Source organism: Bacillus sp. FSL W8-0640, assembly GCF_038007725.1.
Classification (GTDB): Bacteria; Bacillota; Bacilli; order Bacillales; family Bacillaceae_G; genus Bacillus_A; species Bacillus_A cereus.
Genome location: NZ_JBBOXT010000001.1, coordinates 2,534,540 through 2,557,405 on the forward strand (window position 1 = coordinate 2,534,540; position 22,866 = coordinate 2,557,405).

Consider the following 22,866-nt stretch of genomic DNA (forward strand, 5'->3'; position numbering starts at 1 on the left):
TGGAATGAAAAGAGGAGAATATAATCTTTAAAGATAAACAAGTTTATAGGAGGATTCTAAATGGATATTTTACTTGTTATTCTTATTATTGTTTTGATGCAAAGTAAAGAACGAAAAGTGAAAATAAACCGTATTTGGCTCATTCCGGCTTTGTTGTGTTTTGTAACAGTTCAATCCATTATTCATATGGGACAAATAACTTTGCTGCAAGGACTACTGTTTGTTGTAATGCTTGGAATTGGCTTATGTCTTGGGATTATACGGGGAAGAGCTTTAACATTTCGATTAGATAGTGAAACAGGTCATGTACTACGAAAAGGAAATTGGGTAAGTACAATAATCCTTCTTGTTATTTTAGGAGCAAAAATTATGATTAAACAAAGTATGTTTTCGGGTAGTACGCACCAGACATTAATGGTTGTAACAAATGCCTTTTTATGTATTACATTAGGCACTGTGATTAGTAGACGTTATTATATTTGGAAAAAATATAATGAATTAACACAAAAAGCGTAAATACATTTATCCCTTGTTTAACATTGCTAAGAACGGTAATACTAATTAACATTGAACTTTTACAACAAGGGATGATAATATGATATACATTTACACAGATTTTGGTGGAACACATACTACCTCACTAGCTGCAGCGTATCATTTAAATAAATTACCAACGGATCGCAAGTTAACGAAAGAAGAAATTTTGAATGTAGATTACTTTAATAAATTGAAAACAGAAGATATGGGAAAAATTATTTTTCATGGCATAGATGAACATGGTCATCCTGTATATACGATTGGATGCGGCGCATCAAAAGTGGTTGTACCAGCGATGAAGCATTTAGGAGAAATCTTGCAAAAACATTATCAAAGTCATGAAAAGATTATTTTTTCTAATACATCACCAACCGTACCTTTACCAATGACTTTCGGTGGGCTGTTTTCTAGAAGGTTCCATATCGATTTTATTGGCGTACCGTTACTCGTATGGGGAGCAAAAATTTGCTGTGATAATATACAAAGGCTTGTTAGTTATACAAAAGAAGCTGGCCGATTAACGAATGATTATGTTGTAATTTTAGATAATGAAACTTTTAAATAGTATATGATAAAAAGAAAATCGAGCAAATTCCTTGATTTTCTTTTTTATTTGTGAAATAGACAAGAAATAGTCACATTTAATATACATCTACTATAGTCAAAACAATAAAGTCCTGTTACTATTACAGGGATATTCTCTTTTCATAACATAAATATATAGAAAAATTAGAAAAGAGGAATTGAATTAAGGGAGGAACAACATGAAGCGTGTTGCTTGGATTACTGATAGTACAACTGCGAATTTTAAAACAGAAGGAGATAACTTTGTTATCCCAATCGAAGTTATTATTGATGGAATTTCGTACAAAGATTGTGAAGAAGGTGTACGTGAAAGGGTTTATAATGCGTTAAACGAAGGTAAAACAGTCACTACTTCACAACCTAATATTGGGGAAATGGTAGAGTTATTTACAAAATGCAAAGAAGAATATGAAGAAGGATTTGCAGTTGCTATTAGCGGAAAAGTAAGTGGAACCTATCAAAATATGAAGTTAGCTGCAGAAATGGCAGGTTTTCCATTAACGGTATTAGACAGTGAAACAACAAGTTATCCAATGGATGAACTAATTAGAAAAGCGAAATCGTTATACAATGATGGTATGACTTTACAAGATATACACAAAACATTAGTAGATGAAAAAAGAAGACCTTTTCATGTATTCCCAAAGAGTTTAAAAGGTCTATATGCAAGTGGCCGTGTAAAGGGTATGCAATTTTTACTTGGAAGTTTATTAAGTGTTAACTTAATATTAGAAGTAAAAGGTGGAGAGCTTTTACTTGAAAAGAAAGTTCGTAAAATCCAAAAATGTCGAGAATATATTAAAAATGAACTTGAAAAAGAATTACCAAAAGTACTTCATATGTTCCATGCTAATGATAAAGCTGGAGCGGAAGAATGGATTGCAGATATTAGACAAGCATTCCCTGAAATGGATTTCAAATTATATCCATTACCAATTTCATTTGCGGTTCATGCAGGTGAAGGAACAATAGCAATTAGTTATTAAAGAAAAACCCGTGAATAATTCACGGGTTTTTCTTTAATTAAAATTAAATTGGATCCCGGCATATCTCCAGCGAGCTTAGAAATCGATGGTTCCCCTTAACCTAGCAGTAATTGAAAGACTTGTACTATGGAATCTACAAAATATCCGTATTCTTTTCTTTGTACAAACTATAGGTATACTTTGCATTCTCGGATAAGATCTGATCCATGAAAGCTTTGAACATATACAAGACAATCCCCTTTGGATGCTATTTATTATTACTTTGGTCGTATCGGCTTATCTATCCATGAGCATTAGTACAAGGGAGGGTTTATTATTAGGTTTTATCTAAATTTGAAATAAAGTCGCGACGTTTTGCCCCTTTGAATCAGTTTATCTAAAAGGATGTTTTTATAGTGAAAAGAAGATCTGCACTGTAAGGCGAATTAAGGAACTGCTGGGTAGCAATAAAGTTTCTCCACTAAAGGGCCCATTTAATGAAATAAGGCTTATGAACAAAATGAATTTCTACCATTCGATTAAATCCCGAAAACTGAGGCTGTACTTAGGCACCATTTTATGGTTAATAAAATAATATCAGGTTGATAATGTTTCCACTTGAATAGATTTTGCTTTTCCACACTTAACATGTCTTTTTTTAGAGTACTAGTATCAGTATGTCCAAGTATGGGGAGGTACTGCAGATATTTTGAAGGTTTGCACCAGAACCTAAAATCTTTTCTTTTATCTTCATAAAATCAATTCTTGATAGGCATGTGATGGGACCCCAATAAGGTTGTTTAAAAGTCGGCTTGGAGATATTTTTAAATATGTTTAACATCCAAACTAAGCCAAGGTAATTAAAAATGAAAGTGTCCTATTAATATTAAAAAAACACCTAATCCCATTCTCTTGCTATATTTTTAGTTAACTCACTTGACTATAACGCAACGTCATAGTGCATAATTTTAACTATATTAAATAAGGAGTGAAAGAAATGAATATAAAATCATTACGGTCAGATAGAATATACCGAAAAATTTTACAAGCTCCAAAAGAGGAAAAGGTTGAGTTATACAGGAAAGAAATGTTGGCTCCGTTTATGGGGAAATGGGAAATTCAATATGTTCCTTTTAAAGCTGAGGAGCCAAATGGTTTTGATGTTATTACATTGAATAATATAATGAGCATTTCTCCTAATCAGATTACAAATGAGATTACACCAGAACTAGAATTGATTTCGTCAGATTCTTTTTGGTCTGAGTGTAAAGAAGCTGTTAGGAAAAGCCTTCATTTATTTAGAGAGTATGATGTGAACCTTCGTGTATCTGATTACGTATTCACGATTCTATTAGGGAATCCCAATAGTCCTTCATTAATGTTAAATGAAGGGTATAGTGGTGATGGAGGTATTCCTGGTTATATTTTGTGTACATTTTTGCCAAATGAATACACAATCCCTCGAATGAAAGCTGCTTTAGCACATGAATGTAATCATAATGTTCGATATCAATTTATTCAGTGGGACCATACTGTTACTTTAGGTGAATTAATTGTTAGTGAAGGTTTAGCAGAAAATTTTGCTACTTCTATTTTTGGGGAAGATCTACTCGGACCTTGGGTATCGAAAACAACTATGGAAATGCTTAATAGACGTATCAAACCCGTGCTCAAGGATCAATTACAATTAACAGGATTTGATAAAATTGCACCGTATCTTTATGGTGATGAATTAGCAAAACTTCAAAACTATATACCAGTCGATATGCCTTATGCTGCTGGTTATGCCTGTGGATACTATTTAATTAAATACTATTTAGAAAAAACAGGTAAAAATATCTTTGAAGCCACAATAACTCCTGCCAATCAAATACTAGATGAAATAAAGGAATTTTGGGATGAAGAAACAATTTTTAACGGTTAAAGATATTGTGCAAATTACAGGCATAACAAAAAGAACCTTACAATACTATGATAAAATAAATTTATTAAAGCCAATTTACTTAACGGAAAATGGTTATCGACTCTATGATAAGAACAGTTTAGCAAGACTTCAAATGATACTATTTTTTAAAGAAATGGACTTTTCTCTAAAGGAAATTGCGGAAGTTTTGAAACTTACAAGAGAAGAACAGCTACAATTATTAAAAAAGCATAACCAAACTTTGTTGTTAAAAAAACAACATTTAGAAACAGTTATTACTGCGGTGGATGAGTATGTATCAGGAAAGGATATCTACAATTTAAATATTTTTAATAATTCATCTATTTTGCCATTACAAGAACAATATGCTCATGAAGCGAAATTCATCTATGGAGAAACAGAAAAATACAAAGAATTTGAGGAGAAACTGAAAGAACTCTCTCCTAGTGAAAAAGCGGACTTATTTCACGAATTCGAACAAAAAATGGAAAGGGTGTTTAGAAAAATTGCTTCCTATATTAATCAATCACCTACTTCCGATGAAGTACAGCAATTAATTGTAGAGTGGAAAAGTTATCTCGAACAATCTATTGTATGTGATTCTGAAATGTTGACATGTATTGCAAATACGTATAAATTTGATAATCGATTTAAAAATTATATAAATCAATTTAGTAATGAAGACTTAGCTGAATTTTTATATGACGCTATTATACATTATATCAATCAAAAGAAGTATTAATGTCGTACTTTTATAATAGGGGTCACCTTACATAGCCATTAACTTAAGAACAGAATTAAAAAAGGCTTTCGTTTACCAAAATAAAAGCATTTAAAAAAGGAGTATTTTCTTATAAATGTGCATGATAAATAAGCCCTGGCTAGTTCTAAAAATTATACAGTTTTTTGCCCTCTTAATACAGTATACTCGTAAACAACACCTAAAATATTCTCATATGGGTGAGTTTTTCGTCCGTTTTAGCTAGAAATATGTCCATAAACTGTGTATATAAATCATGGAGGGTAGTTCAAAATCTAGAACCAGGATTTGTATCACAAATAAAGGATATTTTCGGGAAAAATTCACAAACTCCATTGTGAACTGTTTGTTATGTTAGAGTTTCTTTAAGTTCCTTTTATGAAAAACTGTATTTTACAAATACTACAAGTTCATTTAGGGCAAATAATAATGGAAAATCGCCGTTGTATAATCAATTTATTATGAGCATGCAAGGAGGCTTGTTAGGAGTGAAAATAAGCGAACTAGCACGATTGACCAATGTCAGCATACGATCCATCCGGCATTATGACAATAAAGGACTTCTAAACGCCGATAGGTTGGAGAACGATTACCGGGATTTCGACGAATCGGCCATAGAACGAGTCAAAGCGATTCAGTTATACTTGAAGCTTGGATTAACAGCAGATGAGATTAAAGTATTGTTCAAGAGCGAAGCGGCAAATCCTGACGAATATCAATATTGCGAAGAGATGCTGGAAACGTATGAAAAAAAGCTAAGTAATGTGAATTATCAAATCGAAGCACTTCATGGATTAAAGAGATTACTGGAGAGGCAAATCGCTTTAACGATTAGGAAAAAGAGAACTGTTTAATGTAGAAATGGTCCCGAGCATGATAAATTGCTCCGGGGCCATTTTTGTTTGTGTTGACATTGACACTAGTGTAATCCTTTATGATTTACTTAATTTCACCTGAAAGGGGTTTTTTCATTGGAAAGTAATAGCCAAAATGAGAAAAATGGTTCTGAAGCTACAAACGCGGTTGGGAACCGAAAATCAGTAACAGTCATAGGGTTAGGGCCGATGGGTCAGGCGATGGCAGACGTTTTTCTGGAATACGGGTACTCGTTGACCGTGTGGAACCGGACTTCAAGTAAAGCAGACCAGCTTGTAGCAAAAGGAGCCATCAGGGTGTCCACGGTCAACGAGGCGTTAGCTGCTAACGAGTTGGTAATCCTTAGCCTTACAGATTACAATGTGATGTACTCTATTCTTGAACCCGTCTCTGAGAACTTATTCGGTAAGGTGCTCGTTAACTTGAGTTCGGATACTCCGGAGAAAGCTCGTAAGGCGGCTAAATGGTTGGAAGACCGTGGAGCCTGGCATATTACTGGAGGGGTGCAAGTTCCACCGTCAGGCATAGGTAAGTCGGAATCTTACACATACTATAGTGGTGATCGAGTGGCCTTCGAGGCTCACAGGGAGACCTTGAAAGTGTTAACAAGTACCGATTACCGGGGCGAGGACCCCGGATTAGCCATGCTATACTATCAGATACAGATGGATATATTCTGGACAGCAATGCTAAGTTACCTACATGCTCTTGCAATCGCTAACGCAAACGGCATTACGGCGGAGCAATTCCTACCATACGCTTCGGCGATGATGTCGTCACTCCCGAAATTCGTAGAGTTCTATACCCCGCGTCTCGACGAGGGGGAGCACCCTGGTGACGTGGACAGACTCGCAATGGGCTTGGCGAGCGTTGAGCACGTTGTTCATACTACCCAAGAAGCCGGCATCGACATCGCTTTGCCAGCAACTGTTTTGGAAGTCTTCAGGCGCGGCATGAAGACTGGTCATGCCAGTGATAGCTTCACCAGCCTCATTGAAACCTTCAAAAATTCCGATATTCGTTCATAACAAGAATTACGTGGAAACTGTTTCATTGTACATGTCTTATGAAAATAAATGTATCTTTGAAGCCGAGATGAAATCGGCAAAACGAATCTATACTCGTAGTAACTCCTTATATGTTCAAGGCGGTGTAGAAAACAAAACAATCGAGGTAAAATTTAAGCCACATTTTACTATTCAAATAGAGGTATTCCAGATATAGTAAATAAGAAAACACCTTACATACTATAAGGTGTTTTTACACCAAAGATGCCCATATGGGCGTCTTTGGTACCTCTTAACATGACTTGAATAGCGTTTATTTGAGGTCATTAGGTAGTAAGAGATGGATAGACTATCTTAAACGAAAAATGTTGATTAGTTCTTATTTATTATACATCATTATATATTGATTTAAACATTAAATATTGCATGTTTAAATCAATGCTCAGCAAATCCTAAGCAAATTTACAATTTTTAATGTCAACACTACAAACTTGACATGTTTATTAAGAAAGAGTGAGGATGAGAATTATAACACTTATCCGATATATTCAGGTGATATTAGAATTGGATTTATTTTTAAGGGGGATGTTTAATGAAACCGGAAATAATTATTAGAAATTTCTTTAAAGAAGTGCGTTCAGGGAGTAATCCGGATTTTTCAAATCGATATATGGCAGATAAAGTATTGGCACATCAAGTTATATCTGAAGAGGAACAAACAGTATACAGATCGCCAAAAGATTATGCTGAGCATGTAAGAGAGATGATAGGAATATATGGAAACTTTTCATTAGAAATTCAAGAATTATTAGTACAAGATAGTAAAGTATATGTACGCTGGAAGCAAGTAGGTACACACATAGGAGAAATAGATGGGTATGAACCTACAGGCCTCCCTATAATTCAAATAGCAAGTGCAGTGTATAGAATAGAAAACGGGAAAATTTCAGAGTATTGGATTCAAATTGATAGATCAGGAATTCAAAATCAATTAGAGTACAATAAGAATATTCAATAAATTATCTTTAAGAATAATAGAAAAAAGCATAAAAACAAGATTTTTAAAACGATTATTTTTGTTACATAAAGGATACAAATCAATGTACTTTTTTACTGAAAGATTCATTCAAATTAATAAAAGAGAGCATGTTTTAATAAATCTTTTAAAATATGCTCTCTTTTATTGTTTCTATGTGTACTGATATCAGTTTGGTGTAACATTATTATATAGTAACAAGAAATATAGGCATCTGTTTATGAACTAAAAAAATAGCAACAATGGTTCATAGGGTTTAAATTCGCTATACGCTAGCTAATAATGAAAATAATAGAATCAATTTGTAATGTGTATTTCGTTTTACACTGTAAATCATTCATATTGAGTAATAGAATTGCAGAAATATATAATAGAATATTCACACTAATATTTATACAGCTACAATCTATTTACATATAAAATTATTAGGATTATATTGACAATGAAAGAAAAAACAATAGATGGAAGGGGATGTTTTTTATGTTTAAAAAAGCAGCACTAGGGATTTCATCGTTAGCAATTACAGCGTTCGTCGGATTAGGAATGGCAACAGAAGCTTCAGCTGGACCAGCAGCACCACTTACTTCACTAAACGTCGTACAAGTAGAGTCTGAGCTAGGCGGGGTAGAAACAATTAATCAGAACAGCTTCAGCACATCGCGTAACCACGGGGGAAAATATTTATATATTACAACGAAAGAATTGGGCTATGGCCAAAACCCATTTGCTAAAATGAATGGTTCTAATGTAAAAAGTATTGATTCCACTATAATTGGCGGAAGACCAATCGTTGGCTGGTATTATAAATGGGATGCTTCTGGACACCAACAAGGAACTTTTGAGTACCAAAAGACATCTATAAATGCACCATTTAATACAATGCGTACATCGATTTATATCCAATAATTTTGAAAGCGTTCGCACATATAGAATAGTAAAAAAGGTACTTCTAGGAGTACCTTTTTTTGATTTGAATCACGTTCATCTATATTTACAATCCTAATTTCACAGCAAGAATACTTCCCATAAAACAAAATCCTTAAACGTCTATAAAATTAATATGAACGCGTAGTACAAGTCTTAAAGTACGTAACTTTACATATTTCAACTCAATGAAAAAGGAAGAAACTGCAGTACTTACGCCGCAGTTTTTAATTCATACATGAATTCACAGTTTTTAGATATATAGACATAAACGTACTACCTGCTACTCTTTTTTAAATTCAAGATTAAAAAAGGAGTAGCTAAACTTATATAAGCTTAGCTTAATGGGTATGTGGCGGAACTTTAAAATTAATTACATCTTTTTCATAGCATAAATAATTTTGTATAGGGAGATGAAAGGATTTTTTAAAATAATAAAGAAGTATGTATAAACAAATATATAAATGGTAGTGATTAGGATGAAAATCAGTAAGTTTGCAGAAGTAAATAATGTAAGTGTAGATACGATTAGACATTATATGGACCTCGGACTCGTTATTCCCGAGAAAAAAGGAAGTCACTATTTTTTTGACGAGTATTGTCAAAAGGATATAGAACTTATATTAGAGTACAAATGGCTAGGGTTTAGCTTGTATGAAATTAAAGAACTGTTTCTTTATAAAAATTTAGGGAAATCCTTAGGCTATGAAAAGGATAATTTTTATCAATCTTTATTTAAAGTAAAATATGAAAAGATTGAACAAGAAATAAAAACTTTAGAGGAACGAAAATGCAAATTAAAGGAAGCGTTACATAATTTATCTATAGAAACTGAAATTTCGAGTTCAATTTTAGGGATAGATTTAAAAGTACTTCATTTATTTAAATGTGTTAAGTGTAACGGAAATTTAATTCTTGAAGATGGCATTATTAATAAGAATCAAATTATTGAGGGAAAGTTAATTTGTAATTGTGGTGAAGAATACACGATTATTTCAGGGGTTTTAACAGCTGGTAACTCAGTGAAAGCGTATGAAAAGAAATCACTTGAAGATTCTATTTCGGATTATATTCATGAAACTGATACTGCTTTTTTGGAAAATGTTCAAAGAGGAGGAGAATGGGCGAAAAAGAAACTAATGCAATTAGATTTAAATGAAAAAATACTACTTGATTTAGGGTCTGGTATTGGGTTCTTTTTACGAAATATTTATGAAGAACTACCGGAAGAGTGTTTATATATTGCTGTTGATCGAGATTTGAATAAACTTTTACTTTTAAAAGATGTAATTGAGAGAAGAAATGTGAAAAGAAATATTGTATTTATCTGTGCCGATTTTCTAAACATACCTATTCAGAATTATTCTATTGATATTGTAATTGATCAATCAGGTACAAGTAATTATAGTTTTGAACATGAGGAGTTCTTATTGTGCGAATTAAATTCTCTTTTTAAACACAATAGTTATTTATTAAGTTCGTTTATTTTATTTAATAAATTTAGTATAAATAGCCAAATTGCACCTAGACTCAGAGAGAATTTTACATCTGTAAAAGTAACGAAAGAAATCCAAAGTTTACAGTTTCAATCGATTGATGAAAGTACTTCAAATTATTTGATACGAGGGGGAAAGTACGAGGATTTCTTTGTTCAAGGAGAAGAAATTTATACATATTCATTTTTCGGAAAAAGATGGGGTTAACCCCGTCATAAAAAGTCCGTTTTTATAACGGGACTATTTATGACGATTCCTATCTATACTTTTTACGATGAAAAGAAAAAGAGAATGTTAATCTAAATGTTTAGCACTCACTGGACAGTCTCTTGTCGGTGTATGTCTAGTAAGAGAAAAGATAGCCAAACCTAAAGATAATAAAACTAAAGATCCACCAACCCAGGCCATATTGGCGACATTATGTACTTGTTTTAAAGCTATACCTCCAACTGCAGAGCCGAGTGAAATTCCTATTTGTAGGGCTGAATTATTAAAACTTTGCTGTATATCTGACGTATCCGGGGCAGTTTGGATTAAATAACTTTGTTGAGGTGGTGCAAGCCCCCAACTCAATGCAGCCCAAACTATCATAACAGGAATAAATAGGATAATAGAAACTGCAGTAAACGGTAATATAAATAAGATTAGAGCAAATAGAGTAATAACTATCAAAATACTTTTTTGAGCGCCTATTTTATCTGATAATACACCGCCAAACGCACCGCCACTTACTGCAGCTATACCAAACACTAAATAAAATATGCTAATCCAATAAGGGCTTAGGTGAAACTTATTTTCTAAAAAAGGAGTAAAATAAGCATATAGAGTATAGTGTCCTGCTAACATAAACATGGTAGCTAGATGGGCAGATCCTAGTTTAAGACTACAAACGGCCTTTAATTGGATAGATAAAGGAGTTCGGTTTTCCTCTCCAGGTATTTTATCTGAAAATACTGAAATTAAGATAATAGACCCCAATGATAAAATAGCTATACATAAAAAAATAATTCTCCAGCCAAATGTGTTTGCAATTAATATGCCTAGTGGTACTCCTAGTACAAGTGAAGAGCTAATACCCATATAAATTAATCCTAATGCTTTTGCTCGATAAGCGGGATTAACAATTTTAGCTGCAATTGTTAGGGAAAGTACTACAACTAAAGCAGTACTCATAGCAGTTAAAATTCTTGCTATCATCATAAAAGTAAAGCTCGGACTAAAATAAGTAAGTAGATTACCAATTAGAAAAATGTAAAGTGAAATAATATATAATTTTTTTCTTTCCACTTTACTTGTGAAAATCAATAATACAGGACCTGCTATTGCATAAGTAAAGGCGAAAATTGTAATTAATTGACCAGCGGAACTTAATGAAACATTAAAATCTTTAGCGATGTCTGGCAATATTCCTCCAACGATAAGCTCTACAAGACCTACCGCTATCGTTGCTAAAGCTAATATAAATACTTTGAAATTCATTTTTTGTAATCCCTTCTCGTCATTATTTACCTTAGAACAAAAAAACTCCTGACTACAAACGCTATAATACGCATTTTGTAGTCAGGAGTTTTTGGTTCCTGGTAGAGACCCCCAAGCCATATTCTTGGAGTTATACATGATTCTCATATGTAATTAATCAATGTAATAGAAGATACCATATTACTTTTTATATTTCAATAAAAAATTAGCATTTGTACATGTGATCTTATTAATTATTTTATTTTTTATCGTTGTAGGATGCACTAATATCTTCAGTTGATGTGCACGGGGTTAACCCCATCTTTTTTCATTTCTTTGTAGTAATTTTTAAACACAGTGTATTGATATTGGGTTAACCCGAGAATTTACACTTTATGTAATACAAAGAAAAGTGAGGGGAAAGTGATGGGAAGTTTACGATTACATATAGAAAATAAAAAAAGAAACCAAGAACTAAGAAATATTTGTTTATATTCAATTGCAAAAACAGTATCACTATTCGGTAGCTCTATTTATAGTTTTGCATTAGGATTGTATGTTTTACAAATAACCGGATCTGCGTTAAATTTTGCGATTACGCTCATATTAGGAACGATTCCAATGATTGTTATGAATCCATTTGCCGGTGTCATTGCTGATAAGGTTGATAAAAAGAAACTCGTCGTTTGCATGGATGTATTAAGCGGGTGCTTATTAATAACTGTTTATATATTAAGCAACTATTATGGATTAAACTTATTCATTATTTATACTACTACCCTTCTTATGACAGTATTTACAACGTTTTTTGGAATAGGATTAGAGGCCGTAAAACCGAATATGGTTACTAAAGAACGGTTAATGAGTATTAATTCTATAAGTAAAATTATCGATTCTATATCTTTAATTTTAGGGCCTATGTTAGGGGGCATTGTTTTTGCAATCTTGGATATAAAAACTTTTATCATTATTAACGGTATTTCATTTATCCTTTCGGCTATATCCATATTGTTTATAAACTTTAAATTGTGCGAGCAAAACATAAATGAGGAATGTTCAATTAGAGAAATTAATTTTATTGAAGATATAAAGGAGGGATACTCTTACTTATTGGAGCGGAAAAGCTTAAAAAATACTTTTAGTATTTTAATTTCTCTTAATTTCTTTTTAGGCTTTGCTGTAACCGTTCCGTTGCCATACATTATTAACACAGTTCTCAATCTTAATTCTAAGCAATTTGGTATGATTCAAGGGACTTTTCCGATAGGTATGATAGTTGGTGCAATATTAGTAAAAAAGATAACTGATTGTTTTTCTTATTCTTATCTATTGAAAAAAATAAGTTTTATGTTGGCAATTTTTATGATAGTTTCAGGAATACCTGTTTTATTTAAACCTATTGTAGTAAATAATTTGGTATATGTTACTACGTATTGCATGATTATGTTCTTTTTAGGATTTATGATAGCACAAATTGATATTCCTTTAATGTATTTCATGCAAAATGAGATTCCTGAAGAATATAGAGGAAGAGTTCTTAGTATTGGATTAAGCTTAGGTAAAATAATGCAGCCAATAGCACTTGCAATATCAGGACTGTTATTAAATTTCATTCCAGCCTACACGCTTCCCATTGCAGGAGGGATTGTATTTTTTACTTTGAATAAAATTTTAGCAAATAAGTTAAATTTAGAAATTCATTCAAAAGATTATAGTGTTTAACGTAACTTAAAAAGCGCAGGATCAGCATCCTGCGCTTTTCTATCGTAATTCAGCTGTTTTTCTAATAACAATCTTATCAATATCATCTTTTTCATCACCAATAAATAACCCGCGCTCTTTTAAATACGCTTCAAAATATAAATCTGCTTCTGCACGTTCATCATACGGTTTTACAGATAAAACGAAACCTAATTTGTTTTGTTCTTCTAAATGAGAAGTGGAGATGTAAGCCGGTACATTGTGGCGTAAAAAGAGTTCTTTAACCGGAATAATCATATCTTTCATTAATTTCGTTAACATACCCATTTCAAACTCGAAATTAAAGCGATCTATACTACATAAATCAGCGAATACTACACCAATAAAACCTGTATTAAATACTTCTTGATATTCTACTTCTTCATCATTACCGTAAAAATTCTTTTCGATTAAATAATTTACAAAATAAGCAATACCATCACTTTGTTCAAATGGTTTCGTTGAAAGAACAAAGCCGATTTTCTTTTGTTTATGTAAATACACACATGACATGTATGCTGAAATGTTATGTTCTTTAAATAGAGAACTTGTTGCCCCAGAGAGGCCATCAAGTACGTGATGAACAATTTGAAGTTTTTTACGAGCGAAATAATAGGATTTCTTTTGTAACTCCAATGTATCAATAAAGACAGAGCCGATAAAGCCTGTATTTGAAATGATAGGTGTTTGCTTTTTTCTTCCTCTGCGCTTTGCTTGAGCCATTGTAAAAATCATCCCTTCATGTACAATTAAAATAAAAAGAACGTTTGTTCGTGTATTTATATTTTACTATTAAAACGCTATAAAGTAAAGGGTTTTTGACGAAAAAAACAACAAAAAAGACACCTGTAAAGGGTGCCTTAAACGCTGTAGGGAAGAGGGTTCATCCCTACAATTTATATTATGATACAGAAACAATCTCTTCTGTATCTTCTACATCTAAATGACAGTCCATAGTACGAACATCTTGATCTTCATGACTTCCGAAATAAATAGTAATTTTCATATGTATCGCTCCTTTATTCTAGGAATACCTAAAATAATTACTAGTAATGTTAATATTTATTATATACCACTTTTTTCATTCCGACAACGTTATATCATTTTTAATTCTTTCAGAGCGTATAGAGTGATTTATAGAGATATTTTTATAGAAATAGTTACATTTCGTATATGTTATATTTAATACTGAACGATTTGAATACGAGTTTTTATGAAAGGAGAAAAAAGAATGAATTATAAACAGTTATTAATAGATAACTTCACATATAAAATGTCATATATTGCGCGTCATGTACATGGAATGAATGTAAAAGAAACGAAGGACTACATTGCTGTAGATTGTGGTTTACCTGCAGATACATTTAATATCATTACTTTACTAAACAATGATGTAACGGAAGACATTGAGAAATTATATAAAGTGATAAACAACTATAATAAAAAGAAGTTTCCAATGTGTGTTTGGTTTTGGGATAATAGCTATGAACAGGCTATAAAAAACGAATTAATAAAACTTGGCTTAAAAGAAGCAGAACAAAATATTGCGATGGTAGCAGACTTAAAGACAATTCAACCAACAATAAAAATGCCAGAAGGTTTTACGATACAAAGAGCATCTTCGTTAGGACAAATTAAAAAGTTTGGGGAAACTTTAGCTAATCTATTTGGTACATCAGAGGAAGGTATACATGTGCAAACATTTTATAATGAAACTGCTTCTTTCGATTTATGGAATAGTGAAAATATGAAACTATATTTAGGGATTTTTAAAGATGAAGTCGTATCTGTTGGTTCATTAGTATGTACAAAAGATAGTATTGGTATTTATGATATAGCAACTAAAGAAGAAATGCGAGGGCAAGGATTTGGCTCCACTATGTTTAATTACTTGCTGCAAGAAGCAAAACAATTGAAAGTTTCTCAATGCGTATTACAAGCTTCACCTGATGGGATTAATATTTATAAAAAGGCTGGTTTTCAATCTGTTGGACAAATGACTGTATTTGAAAATCGACATTTAATTGAATAAATTATTCGATCCAAATTGCTTTCATGTAGGAGTTAATACATCATTATGAAAAAGATATATATCATTACAATCATTTGCACCATTATATTACTAGGTACTTTCGTTTTACATAAAGTAGATGAACGTAAGTACACGAAAGCTATTAATCAAGCAAATCATATAAAAAACATTGCACATAGAGGCGCTTCTGCGTATGCGCCGGAACATACAATAGCAGCGTATAAATTAGGACAACAATTAAAAGGAGATTATATAGAAATTGATCTTCAAATGACAAAAGACGGACATTTAGTAGCTATGCATGATGAAACAGTAAACCGCACTACAAATGGTACGGGTCTAGTTAAGGAACATACATTAGAAGAAATAAAGAAACTTAATGCAGGTTCTTTTTTCAATGAAAAGCATCCAAGTTTAGCAAAGAAAGACTTTGAAGATGCTAAAGTCCCAACACTAGAAGAAATTATTGAAACGTTCGGGAATGGTGCAAACTATTATATTGAAACAAAATCACCAGATGAATACGCTGGTATGGAAGAGAAGCTATTAGAAATTATAAAGCACTACGAAATAAGTGATAACGTTATTATTCAATCATTTAGTGAAGACAGTCTGCAAAAAATTCATAGTTTAGATGTTACTTTACCGCTAGTACAATTACTACCTTACAAAAAGTCAGTTCAATTAACTGAATTAGAGATAAAAAAGTATAAAACATACTGCATCGGTCTTGGGATGAACTATAAATATATTGATTCCGCTTATGTAAAGAGAATAAAGAAACACGGATTAGAAGTTCATCCATTTACTGTAGATAATGAAAAAGATATGAAAAAGTTACTTTTATGGGGCGTTGATGGGATGTTTACGAATTACCCGGATCGTTTACATTCGTTATTACAATCTTAAACTATAATGGTGTAATTATCACTGAACCAATAAAACAAGTACCCACAAGTATACAAAGATGGTTTTTGGTCCCAATGGTAACATCATTGAATGCATAAAGCCGATATTGAAATGAAATTTGAAAAAGAATCCAATACTGTTATTGGATTCTTCTTATTTAGCGCTAAGTGACTAACTTAAAGCAATACGATCTTGAATTTATAAATAAAATATTACATTGAGTATGATTTTTCATAATAATCATCAGAAAGTAACGAAAATGTAATGAAGTTTAACTACGCTTTTTATATTTTTTTGATACACTGGCTACGAGAGGAATACCGATTAATGTAGGTAAAAACCAAAACCATATAGGCGGCAATAAATTAATTAAGGGAATATGAATACCGACATTTACTAAAAGTGCAGTAACAGCACCGATATAAGAGCCTAACATACCTCTAATATGGTGGTGAAGCCAATTCTTCCAACGTTTTTTTCGTGCGAGGTATCCATAAATCGCAAATGAATAAGAGAAAATTGCTACATAAAATAAATATGCGATTTTATCCCAGTTTATAACGGATAATATAATGGCAGTAACGGTGATCACAACATAGGATGCATGATATATTTCACCCCATTCCGTATGTTTTCCTTTCTTCTTTTGAGCAACCATCGCTACAATACCGGTGATTAAACATATCGTTCCAAATAATATGTGGATGGCTAAAAGAACGTTGAAAATGCTCATAATAATTCCTCCTTTTTTTATTTTTATAGTATTGCAGTATAGGAGAAAAGTTGAAACATATTGTTTATTCGCCTTAATATATTGAAATAAAGGTACTTCTAGAACAAGTTTAAACGGACAAATTTTTCTTGAGTTTAGTGAGACACGTATTACGTGAAATGAAGGAGAGACTTCCATGTTTACATCTATTACATATTTACAATCAGGGAATGACAAGCAACAAAAGGTATATGATGTTTTGAACAAACTAAATATTATGGAGGATTTAGCTTTATATAATCCCGTTCTTTGCGGGACAATCCCGATAAGAATTGATACTCCTCAATCTGACTTAGATATTGTAATGGAAGTATATAACTTTGATGTTTTTGAGCAAGAAATGAGATCTTTATATGGTTCTTATAGAGGGTTCAACATAAAAAAGAAAAAAATGAAAGGTACTGAATCGATAAAGGTGAATTTTGAATTCGAAGGTTTTGAATTTGAATTATTTGCTCAACCTAAGCCAGTGCGTAATCAAAATGCATATAGACATATGATAGTGGAGCACATGTTATTAATGCAGCATCCTCATATAAGGGAAGAAGTTATTCACTTAAAGGAACAAGGTTTAAAAACAGAACCTGCTTTTGCTCAAGTATTAAATATTGACGGAGATCCTTATGAAGAACTTATTTTATTAGGGCAGGAAATGAAATTGTGGTAAATAAAATACGTAAAAAAATCCTCCAAAAACAAAAGAGGATTTTTTTATGCCGTTAACTTCCGAATTAATTCACTGAGCAATTTAATTCCGTTAGTCATTTGTTCTGGAGAAGCATATCCATATGATAAACGAATGTACTGATCTGATTCTTCTTCATAAATACGTCCCGGGTTTAAAAGAATTCCTTTTGATAGTGCCTCTGAAAATAGTTTTTTCATCGGAATGTTATGTACAACCTTTAGCCATATAAAAAATCCACCACTAGGAATATCCCACGATGCAATATCTGCACAATATTTATTTAAAGCTCGTATCATTATTTGTCTTCGTTTTTTCAGGTGCATTCTTACGTTTGCTACATGTTCTTCATAAAAACCTTCATTTATCCATTCAGCAGCTACTCTTTGAGATAAAGAGCTTGATCCATAGTCTGTTTGCATTTTTATATCTGACAATCTATCAATAACAGGTTCTGGTCCAATTATCCATCCAATTCTAAGTCCAGGGCTAAGTGTTTTAGAGAGACTACCAATATATAATACATGTCCATGTTTATCTATTGACTTTAAAGGAGCTGGAGGTGATTCATCAATCCATAACTCTCGGTAAATATCATCCTCGATGATAGGCAACTGCTCTTTTTTACATATTTTTAATATTTCTTTTCTTCGCTCTTTGGACATCAATATCCCCGTTGGATTTTGAAAACAAGGGATTGAATATAAAATATTATTCTTTTGACTATATTTAATTCGTTTTAACAAGTCGTTAGGTAAAATACCGTGATGATCCATTGATATACCGGATAAGTTTATATTTGCTGATTGAAAAACATGAAGTGAATATAAGTAAGAAGGTTGTTCAAGTAAAACAGTTGATTTTCTATGTAAAAGACCAATTGATATTAATTGTAATGCTTGGAGTGCACCCGAGACTATTAATATAGAACCCGGTGATGCATGTATTCCAAATGATTTTACGTATTTGCTTATTGCTTCACGTAACGGATAAAAACCTTTTTGTTCTTCGTATCCGAAATAATCTAATTCCTCACTGACGTTTTTTATTATAGATTGCATAGTTTCGAGCGGAAAAAGATGAGGTGCAAGTTCACCTTTACTAAGATGGATAAGCGTTTTATTTGCTTCTGCTTCATTTATTTCTCGCACCATTAACTTACTTGGTTTATGAATACCGGCCTTTACATATTCACTCCAATCAGGCGGGGGATTAGTTGCTAATAATGACCATGTATTATTTGTTACAATTGTTCCTGCTCCGATTTGTCCTTGAATTAAACCATCTGCCATAAGTTCATCTAGCGCAGTTATTACAGTACTTCGATTTACATGAAATAATTTTGCTAACTGCCGCTGACTAGGGATTTTACTTCCAATTGGCCATTCTCCGTTTTCAATTTTTTCTTTCATATAGTCTATTATCTGCCGATATTTGGGCACTTTTTTATCGTTTGTCATATAAAAAACTCCCTCGTTTATTTAAAAGATTCAAAGTGGTTGGTTTTTCCGATAAATAACTGGTTGAAGACATTGTATCAACTATTAAATATGATGAAAAGAAATAATTGGTAATTTAAAAATGGTTGGTTTATTAGGGAGGGAGAGAAAACATGCATAATAAAAAATGGGATTTACGCATTATATGTGCTCACGCTTTTACAATTCTTATATGGGGAACTGCTTTTCCGGCAATTCGTATGGGGCTTGAATCTTATACGCCTGAACACCTTACTTTACTACGCTTATTAATCGCTTCATTTATACTTTTGTTATTTTCATTTATATACAAACTACGACTACCGGATTTAAAGGATATCCCAGCATTTTTTATATTTGGTGCTTTAGGGTTTACTATTTATCACATCGCATTAAACTACGGCGAAAAAACAGTAAATGCTGGATCTGCAAGTTTAATAATTTCAGTCACTCCAATAGTGACGGCAATTCTTGCTTCTGTTTTTTTGAATGAAAAAATGAAATTAAATGGCTGGATCGGTGGTGTAATGAGTTTTGCAGGAATTGCCTTAATTTCATTTAGCCAAGGCGACGCTATTCAATTAAATAGCGGGGGGTTATTTATATTATTAGCGGCGATTTCAGAAAGTCTATTTTTTGTTTTCCAAACATCTTACTTAAAAAAATACGGTTTCTTACCATTTACCATATATACAATTTTTTCTAGTACTGTATGTATGCTTATTTTCTTACCCGGAGTTTATCAAGAAATATTAGCAGCTCCTCTTGAAGTTAACTTGAGTGTTATATATTTAGGTGTCTTTCCAACAGTACTCCCGTATATTGCATTGGCCTATATTATATCTCGTGCTGGTGCTTCTGAAGCAACAAGCTCTCTATATTTAACGCCAATAACTGCGTGTTTCATTGCTTGGATATGGTTAGGAGAAGTGCCAACTTTAGTTTCGATAATTGGCGGCGGAATTACTATACTTGGAATTGTGATTGCTCATATACCAGTATTAAGAAAAGAAAAACATAGGAATTTAGTAAATAATCAATCCGTATAATGTAATTCAATAATGATTTTATGATACTTTTTTATATAGTTTCTTTCTTATGTTGATAAATATAATATTTTGTATTTCAGTTAAATATTGTATGTTACATTTTATGTAGTAAGCATTTTAAAAGGAGCTGACAACATAATGAATGGAAAAAGAAAAATTTTCACATGTATTTCTATTGTAGGAATCGGACTAGCTAGTTTTTCTAATTCTAGTTTCGCAGCAAGTGTAACGGACAATTCAGTACAAAATTCTATTCCCGTAGTTAATCAACAAGTAGCTGCTGCAAAGGAAATGAAACCATTTCCGCAGCAAGTTAATTATGCAGGTGTTATAAAACCGAATCATGTTACACAGGAAAGTTTAAATGCTTCTGTAAGAAGTTACTACGATAATTGGAAAAAGAAATATTTGAAAAATGATTTATCTTCTTTACCTGGTGGTTATTATGTAAAAGGAGAGATTACAGGTGATGCTGATGGGTTTAAGCCACTTGGAACTTCAGAAGGTCAAGGGTATGGGATGATAATTACAGTATTAATGGCTGGTTATGATTCGAATGCTCAAAAAATCTATGACGGTTTATTTAAAACAGCAAGAACTTTTAAAAGTTCTCAAAATCCTAATTTAATGGGATGGGTTGTCGCAGATAGTAAAAAAGCACAAGGTCATTTTGATTCTGCTACTGATGGAGATTTAGATATTGCGTATTCTCTTCTTCTTGCTCATAAGCAGTGGGGATCTAATGGAACAGTTAATTATTTGAAAGAAGCACAAGACATGATTACAAAAGGTATTAAAGCTAGTAATGTTACAAATAATAACCGACTAAATTTAGGAGATTGGGATTCTAAAAGTTCACTTGATACGAGACCATCTGATTGGATGATGTCACACCTTAGAGCATTTTATGAATTTACAGGTGATAAAACTTGGCTTACTGTTATTAATAATTTGTACGATGTTTATACGCAATTTAGTAATACATACTCTCCAAATACAGGACTTATTTCAGATTTCGTTGTAAAAAACCCACCACAACCCGCACCTAAAGACTTCTTAGATGAGTCAGAATATACAAATGCATATTATTACAATGCTAGTCGGGTACCATTGAGAATTGTAATGGACTATGCGATGTACGGCGAGAAAAGAAGTAAAGTCATTTCTGATAAAGTTTCTTCGTGGATTCAAAATAAAACGAATGGAAATCCTTCTAAAATTGTGGATGGTTATCAATTAAATGGATCTAATATTGGTAGTTATTCAACTGCTGTATTTGTTTCACCGTTTATTGCTGCAAGTATAACAAGTAGCAATAATCAAAAGTGGGTAAATAGCGGTTGGGATTGGATGAAGAATAAGAGAGAAAGTTATTTTAGTGATAGTTATAATTTATTAACTATGTTATTTATTACAGGAAATTGGTGGAAACCTGTACCTGATGATACAAAAATACAAAATCAAATAAATGATGCAATTTATGAAGGATACGATAATTAATTAAATTTGAGAATGGTTACTCAAGAAAGGAATTAGCATACGCTAGTTCCTTTTTAATATTTTGTAAAACATTATCCATTCTAAAATTTGCATAGATATACTTGCTTTTTTCATATACATAGTTACTAATGACTCAATTTTTTCGTGAGAGGAGCGTATTTCTTGGAAAAAGTATTATTTTTCGGAGACCCAGGTATTGATGACTCATTTGCCATTATGTATGGCTTACTGCATCCCGAAATTGAAATTGTCGGTATTGTAACTGGATACGGAAATGTTGAGCATATACATGCTGCACATAATGCAGCGTATATTTTGCAGTTAGCAAATAGACAAGACATTCCTGTCATTAGTGGTGCAACAAAACCACTTACAGAAGAAATTACTACGTACTATCCTGAAATTCACGGAGCAGAAGGATTAGGGCCTATCCATGTTCCAGAAAATGTATTATCTATTCCAATATATAATTTCGGCAGTATTGCTGCGATTCTTATAAAGTACGGAAAAGATTTGACAATTGTTGATGTAGGAAGATCTACCTCGTTAGCAATTGCTTTTAATTTATGGAATGATTTAATGCTAAATGTAAAAGGAATCTATTTCATGGGTGGTGTTTTTTTAGAAGTAGGAAACGTTACGCCGTTAGCAGAGGCAAATGTGTATGGAGATCCTATAGCAAGTAAAATTGTTTTCCATCAAGCAAAGAATTTATTAATATTCCCTTTAAATGTAACAAACAAAGCTGTGTTAACACCAAATGTGTTTGACTATATTCAAGCTAATTCAAAGAATCCATTCCATACGATAATGAAACCAATGTATGATTACTATTTTTCTGCATACCAAAAACTTAATCCATCTATCGAAGGGCCATTGCTTCATGATGTGGTTGCTATAAGTGGATTAGTTAACCAAAGTTTTTTTGAATTTGCGCATCGTACAGTGAATGTAGATACATACGGAGATACGAAAGGACAAACATTTGCTGATTTTCGCCCTAACTCTAAATCTGAAGGAGCCCGTATAGCTTTAGAAATAGATGCAGAAAAATTCATTCAAGATTTTATAAAAATTATGTTATAAGTCGTTGTCGAAAAAGGGAATTATTTCGCTACGTTGAATATAAACAT

General features: G+C 32.3%; 21 protein-coding genes, 2 pseudogenes and 1 riboswitch. Of the genes and pseudogenes, 18 read left to right on the plus strand and 5 right to left on the minus strand.

From position 1 onward, the window contains the following. Positions 1-60 precede the first annotated feature (60 nt). The 3 genes from N2V80_RS13095 to N2V80_RS13105 all read left to right on the plus strand — a co-directional run bounded on the left by N2V80_RS13095 (position 61) and on the right by N2V80_RS13105 (position 2,108). On the plus strand, positions 61-516 hold the full coding sequence (locus N2V80_RS13095) for a DUF1453 family protein (RefSeq protein WP_000353706.1): 456 nt from the start codon (positions 61-63) through the stop codon (positions 514-516). A 79-nt stretch (positions 517-595) separates the two neighbouring features. Then, a complete protein-coding gene (locus N2V80_RS13100; RefSeq protein WP_000639421.1) occupies positions 596-1,102 on the plus strand; it encodes a DUF3189 family protein in 507 nt (168 codons plus the stop codon). A 199-nt stretch (positions 1,103-1,301) separates the two neighbouring features. Then, positions 1,302-2,108 (plus strand): DegV family protein, encoded by an 807-nt coding sequence (locus N2V80_RS13105; RefSeq protein WP_000831921.1) that lies wholly within the window; start codon positions 1,302-1,304, stop codon positions 2,106-2,108. Between the two features lie 513 nt (positions 2,109-2,621). Here N2V80_RS13105 and N2V80_RS13110 read toward each other — a convergent pair. After that, a pseudogene (locus tag N2V80_RS13110) lies at positions 2,622-2,728 on the minus strand (IS6 family transposase); the annotation flags it as partial. A gap of 356 nt (positions 2,729-3,084) precedes the next feature. Here N2V80_RS13110 and N2V80_RS13115 point away from each other — a divergent pair. The 8 genes and pseudogenes from N2V80_RS13115 to N2V80_RS13150 all read left to right on the plus strand — a co-directional run bounded on the left by N2V80_RS13115 (position 3,085) and on the right by N2V80_RS13150 (position 10,317). Then, a complete protein-coding gene (locus N2V80_RS13115; RefSeq protein WP_001022649.1) occupies positions 3,085-4,011 on the plus strand; it encodes a DUF2268 domain-containing protein in 927 nt (308 codons plus the stop codon). Further along, positions 3,986-4,753, plus strand: a complete 768-nt coding sequence (locus tag N2V80_RS13120; RefSeq protein ID WP_000743883.1) for a MerR family transcriptional regulator — start codon at positions 3,986-3,988, stop codon at positions 4,751-4,753. The genes N2V80_RS13115 and N2V80_RS13120 overlap by 26 nt, the downstream gene beginning before the upstream one ends. A gap of 506 nt (positions 4,754-5,259) precedes the next feature. Further along, entirely contained in the window at positions 5,260-5,625 is a 366-nt protein-coding gene (locus N2V80_RS13125; protein WP_000703056.1) for a MerR family transcriptional regulator, read from the plus strand. 117 nt (positions 5,626-5,742) lie between these two features. Further along, positions 5,743-6,675, plus strand: coding sequence for an NAD(P)-dependent oxidoreductase (locus N2V80_RS13130; RefSeq protein ID WP_061655659.1), 933 nt, complete (start codon positions 5,743-5,745; stop codon positions 6,673-6,675). Positions 6,676-6,682: 7 nt separating this feature from the next. Next, positions 6,683-6,871, plus strand: a pseudogene (locus N2V80_RS13135) (hypothetical protein); the annotation flags it as partial. A 375-nt stretch (positions 6,872-7,246) separates the two neighbouring features. Next, positions 7,247-7,672 (plus strand): ester cyclase, encoded by a 426-nt coding sequence (locus N2V80_RS13140; protein WP_000801679.1) that lies wholly within the window; start codon positions 7,247-7,249, stop codon positions 7,670-7,672. Between the two features lie 498 nt (positions 7,673-8,170). After that, a complete protein-coding gene (locus N2V80_RS13145) occupies positions 8,171-8,596 on the plus strand; it encodes a DUF4879 domain-containing protein (RefSeq protein WP_061654632.1) in 426 nt (141 codons plus the stop codon). A 497-nt stretch (positions 8,597-9,093) separates the two neighbouring features. Continuing rightward, a complete protein-coding gene (locus N2V80_RS13150; protein WP_061654631.1) occupies positions 9,094-10,317 on the plus strand; it encodes a MerR family transcriptional regulator in 1,224 nt (407 codons plus the stop codon). A gap of 87 nt (positions 10,318-10,404) precedes the next feature. Here N2V80_RS13150 and N2V80_RS13155 read toward each other — a convergent pair whose 3' ends face one another. Further along, positions 10,405-11,589: an MFS transporter gene (locus N2V80_RS13155; protein ID WP_061654630.1), complete on the minus strand. Its 1,185-nt coding sequence runs from the start codon at positions 11,587-11,589 to the stop codon at positions 10,405-10,407. 58 nt (positions 11,590-11,647) lie between these two features. After that, positions 11,648-11,747: riboswitch (purine riboswitch) on the minus strand. A gap of 247 nt (positions 11,748-11,994) precedes the next feature. Between N2V80_RS13155 and N2V80_RS13160 the strand changes: the two genes are divergently transcribed. Next, positions 11,995-13,290, plus strand: coding sequence for an MFS transporter (locus tag N2V80_RS13160; protein WP_000535170.1), 1,296 nt, complete (start codon positions 11,995-11,997; stop codon positions 13,288-13,290). 39 nt (positions 13,291-13,329) lie between these two features. Here N2V80_RS13160 and N2V80_RS13165 read toward each other — a convergent pair whose 3' ends face one another. Then, positions 13,330-14,043, minus strand: a complete 714-nt coding sequence (locus N2V80_RS13165; RefSeq protein ID WP_154695858.1) for a hypothetical protein — start codon at positions 14,041-14,043, stop codon at positions 13,330-13,332. 496 nt (positions 14,044-14,539) lie between these two features. Here N2V80_RS13165 and N2V80_RS13170 point away from each other — a divergent pair, with 496 nt between their 5' ends. Together N2V80_RS13170 and N2V80_RS13175 are read left to right on the plus strand one after the other, a co-directional pair. Further along, entirely contained in the window at positions 14,540-15,340 is an 801-nt protein-coding gene (locus N2V80_RS13170; RefSeq protein ID WP_061654668.1) for a GNAT family N-acetyltransferase, read from the plus strand. 45 nt (positions 15,341-15,385) lie between these two features. Then, positions 15,386-16,249: a glycerophosphodiester phosphodiesterase gene (locus N2V80_RS13175; RefSeq protein ID WP_061654669.1), complete on the plus strand. Its 864-nt coding sequence runs from the start codon at positions 15,386-15,388 to the stop codon at positions 16,247-16,249. Between the two features lie 271 nt (positions 16,250-16,520). Here N2V80_RS13175 and N2V80_RS13180 read toward each other — a convergent pair whose 3' ends face one another. Further along, complete coding sequence (locus N2V80_RS13180) at positions 16,521-16,982, minus strand: DUF2306 domain-containing protein (protein ID WP_000021774.1); 462 nt, start codon at positions 16,980-16,982, stop codon at positions 16,521-16,523. A gap of 175 nt (positions 16,983-17,157) precedes the next feature. Here N2V80_RS13180 and N2V80_RS13185 point away from each other — a divergent pair, with 175 nt between their 5' ends. Continuing rightward, the gene (locus N2V80_RS13185; RefSeq protein ID WP_000495176.1) at positions 17,158-17,688 is read left to right on the plus strand and encodes a DUF4269 domain-containing protein; all 531 of its coding nucleotides are present in this window, start codon (positions 17,158-17,160) and stop codon (positions 17,686-17,688) included. 44 nt (positions 17,689-17,732) lie between these two features. Here the strand turns inward: N2V80_RS13185 and norG are convergent, their stop codons facing one another. Continuing rightward, positions 17,733-19,166, minus strand: a complete 1,434-nt coding sequence (gene norG / locus N2V80_RS13190; RefSeq protein ID WP_061654670.1) for an efflux pump transcription regulator NorG — start codon at positions 19,164-19,166, stop codon at positions 17,733-17,735. A 152-nt stretch (positions 19,167-19,318) separates the two neighbouring features. Here norG and N2V80_RS13195 point away from each other — a divergent pair, with 152 nt between their 5' ends. The 3 genes from N2V80_RS13195 (at position 19,319) to N2V80_RS13205 (ending at position 22,819) form a co-directional block, all read left to right on the plus strand. Beyond that, on the plus strand, positions 19,319-20,233 hold the full coding sequence (locus tag N2V80_RS13195) for a DMT family transporter (RefSeq protein WP_061654671.1): 915 nt from the start codon (positions 19,319-19,321) through the stop codon (positions 20,231-20,233). Positions 20,234-20,371: 138 nt separating this feature from the next. Beyond that, the gene (locus N2V80_RS13200; RefSeq protein WP_053513066.1) at positions 20,372-21,733 is read left to right on the plus strand and encodes a glycosyl hydrolase family 8; all 1,362 of its coding nucleotides are present in this window, start codon (positions 20,372-20,374) and stop codon (positions 21,731-21,733) included. A 162-nt stretch (positions 21,734-21,895) separates the two neighbouring features. Next, positions 21,896-22,819 carry a nucleoside hydrolase gene (locus tag N2V80_RS13205; RefSeq protein ID WP_000416779.1) on the plus strand — a complete coding sequence of 308 codons (924 nt, stop codon included), beginning with the start codon at positions 21,896-21,898 and terminating at the stop codon, positions 22,817-22,819. Positions 22,820-22,866 lie beyond the last annotated feature (47 nt).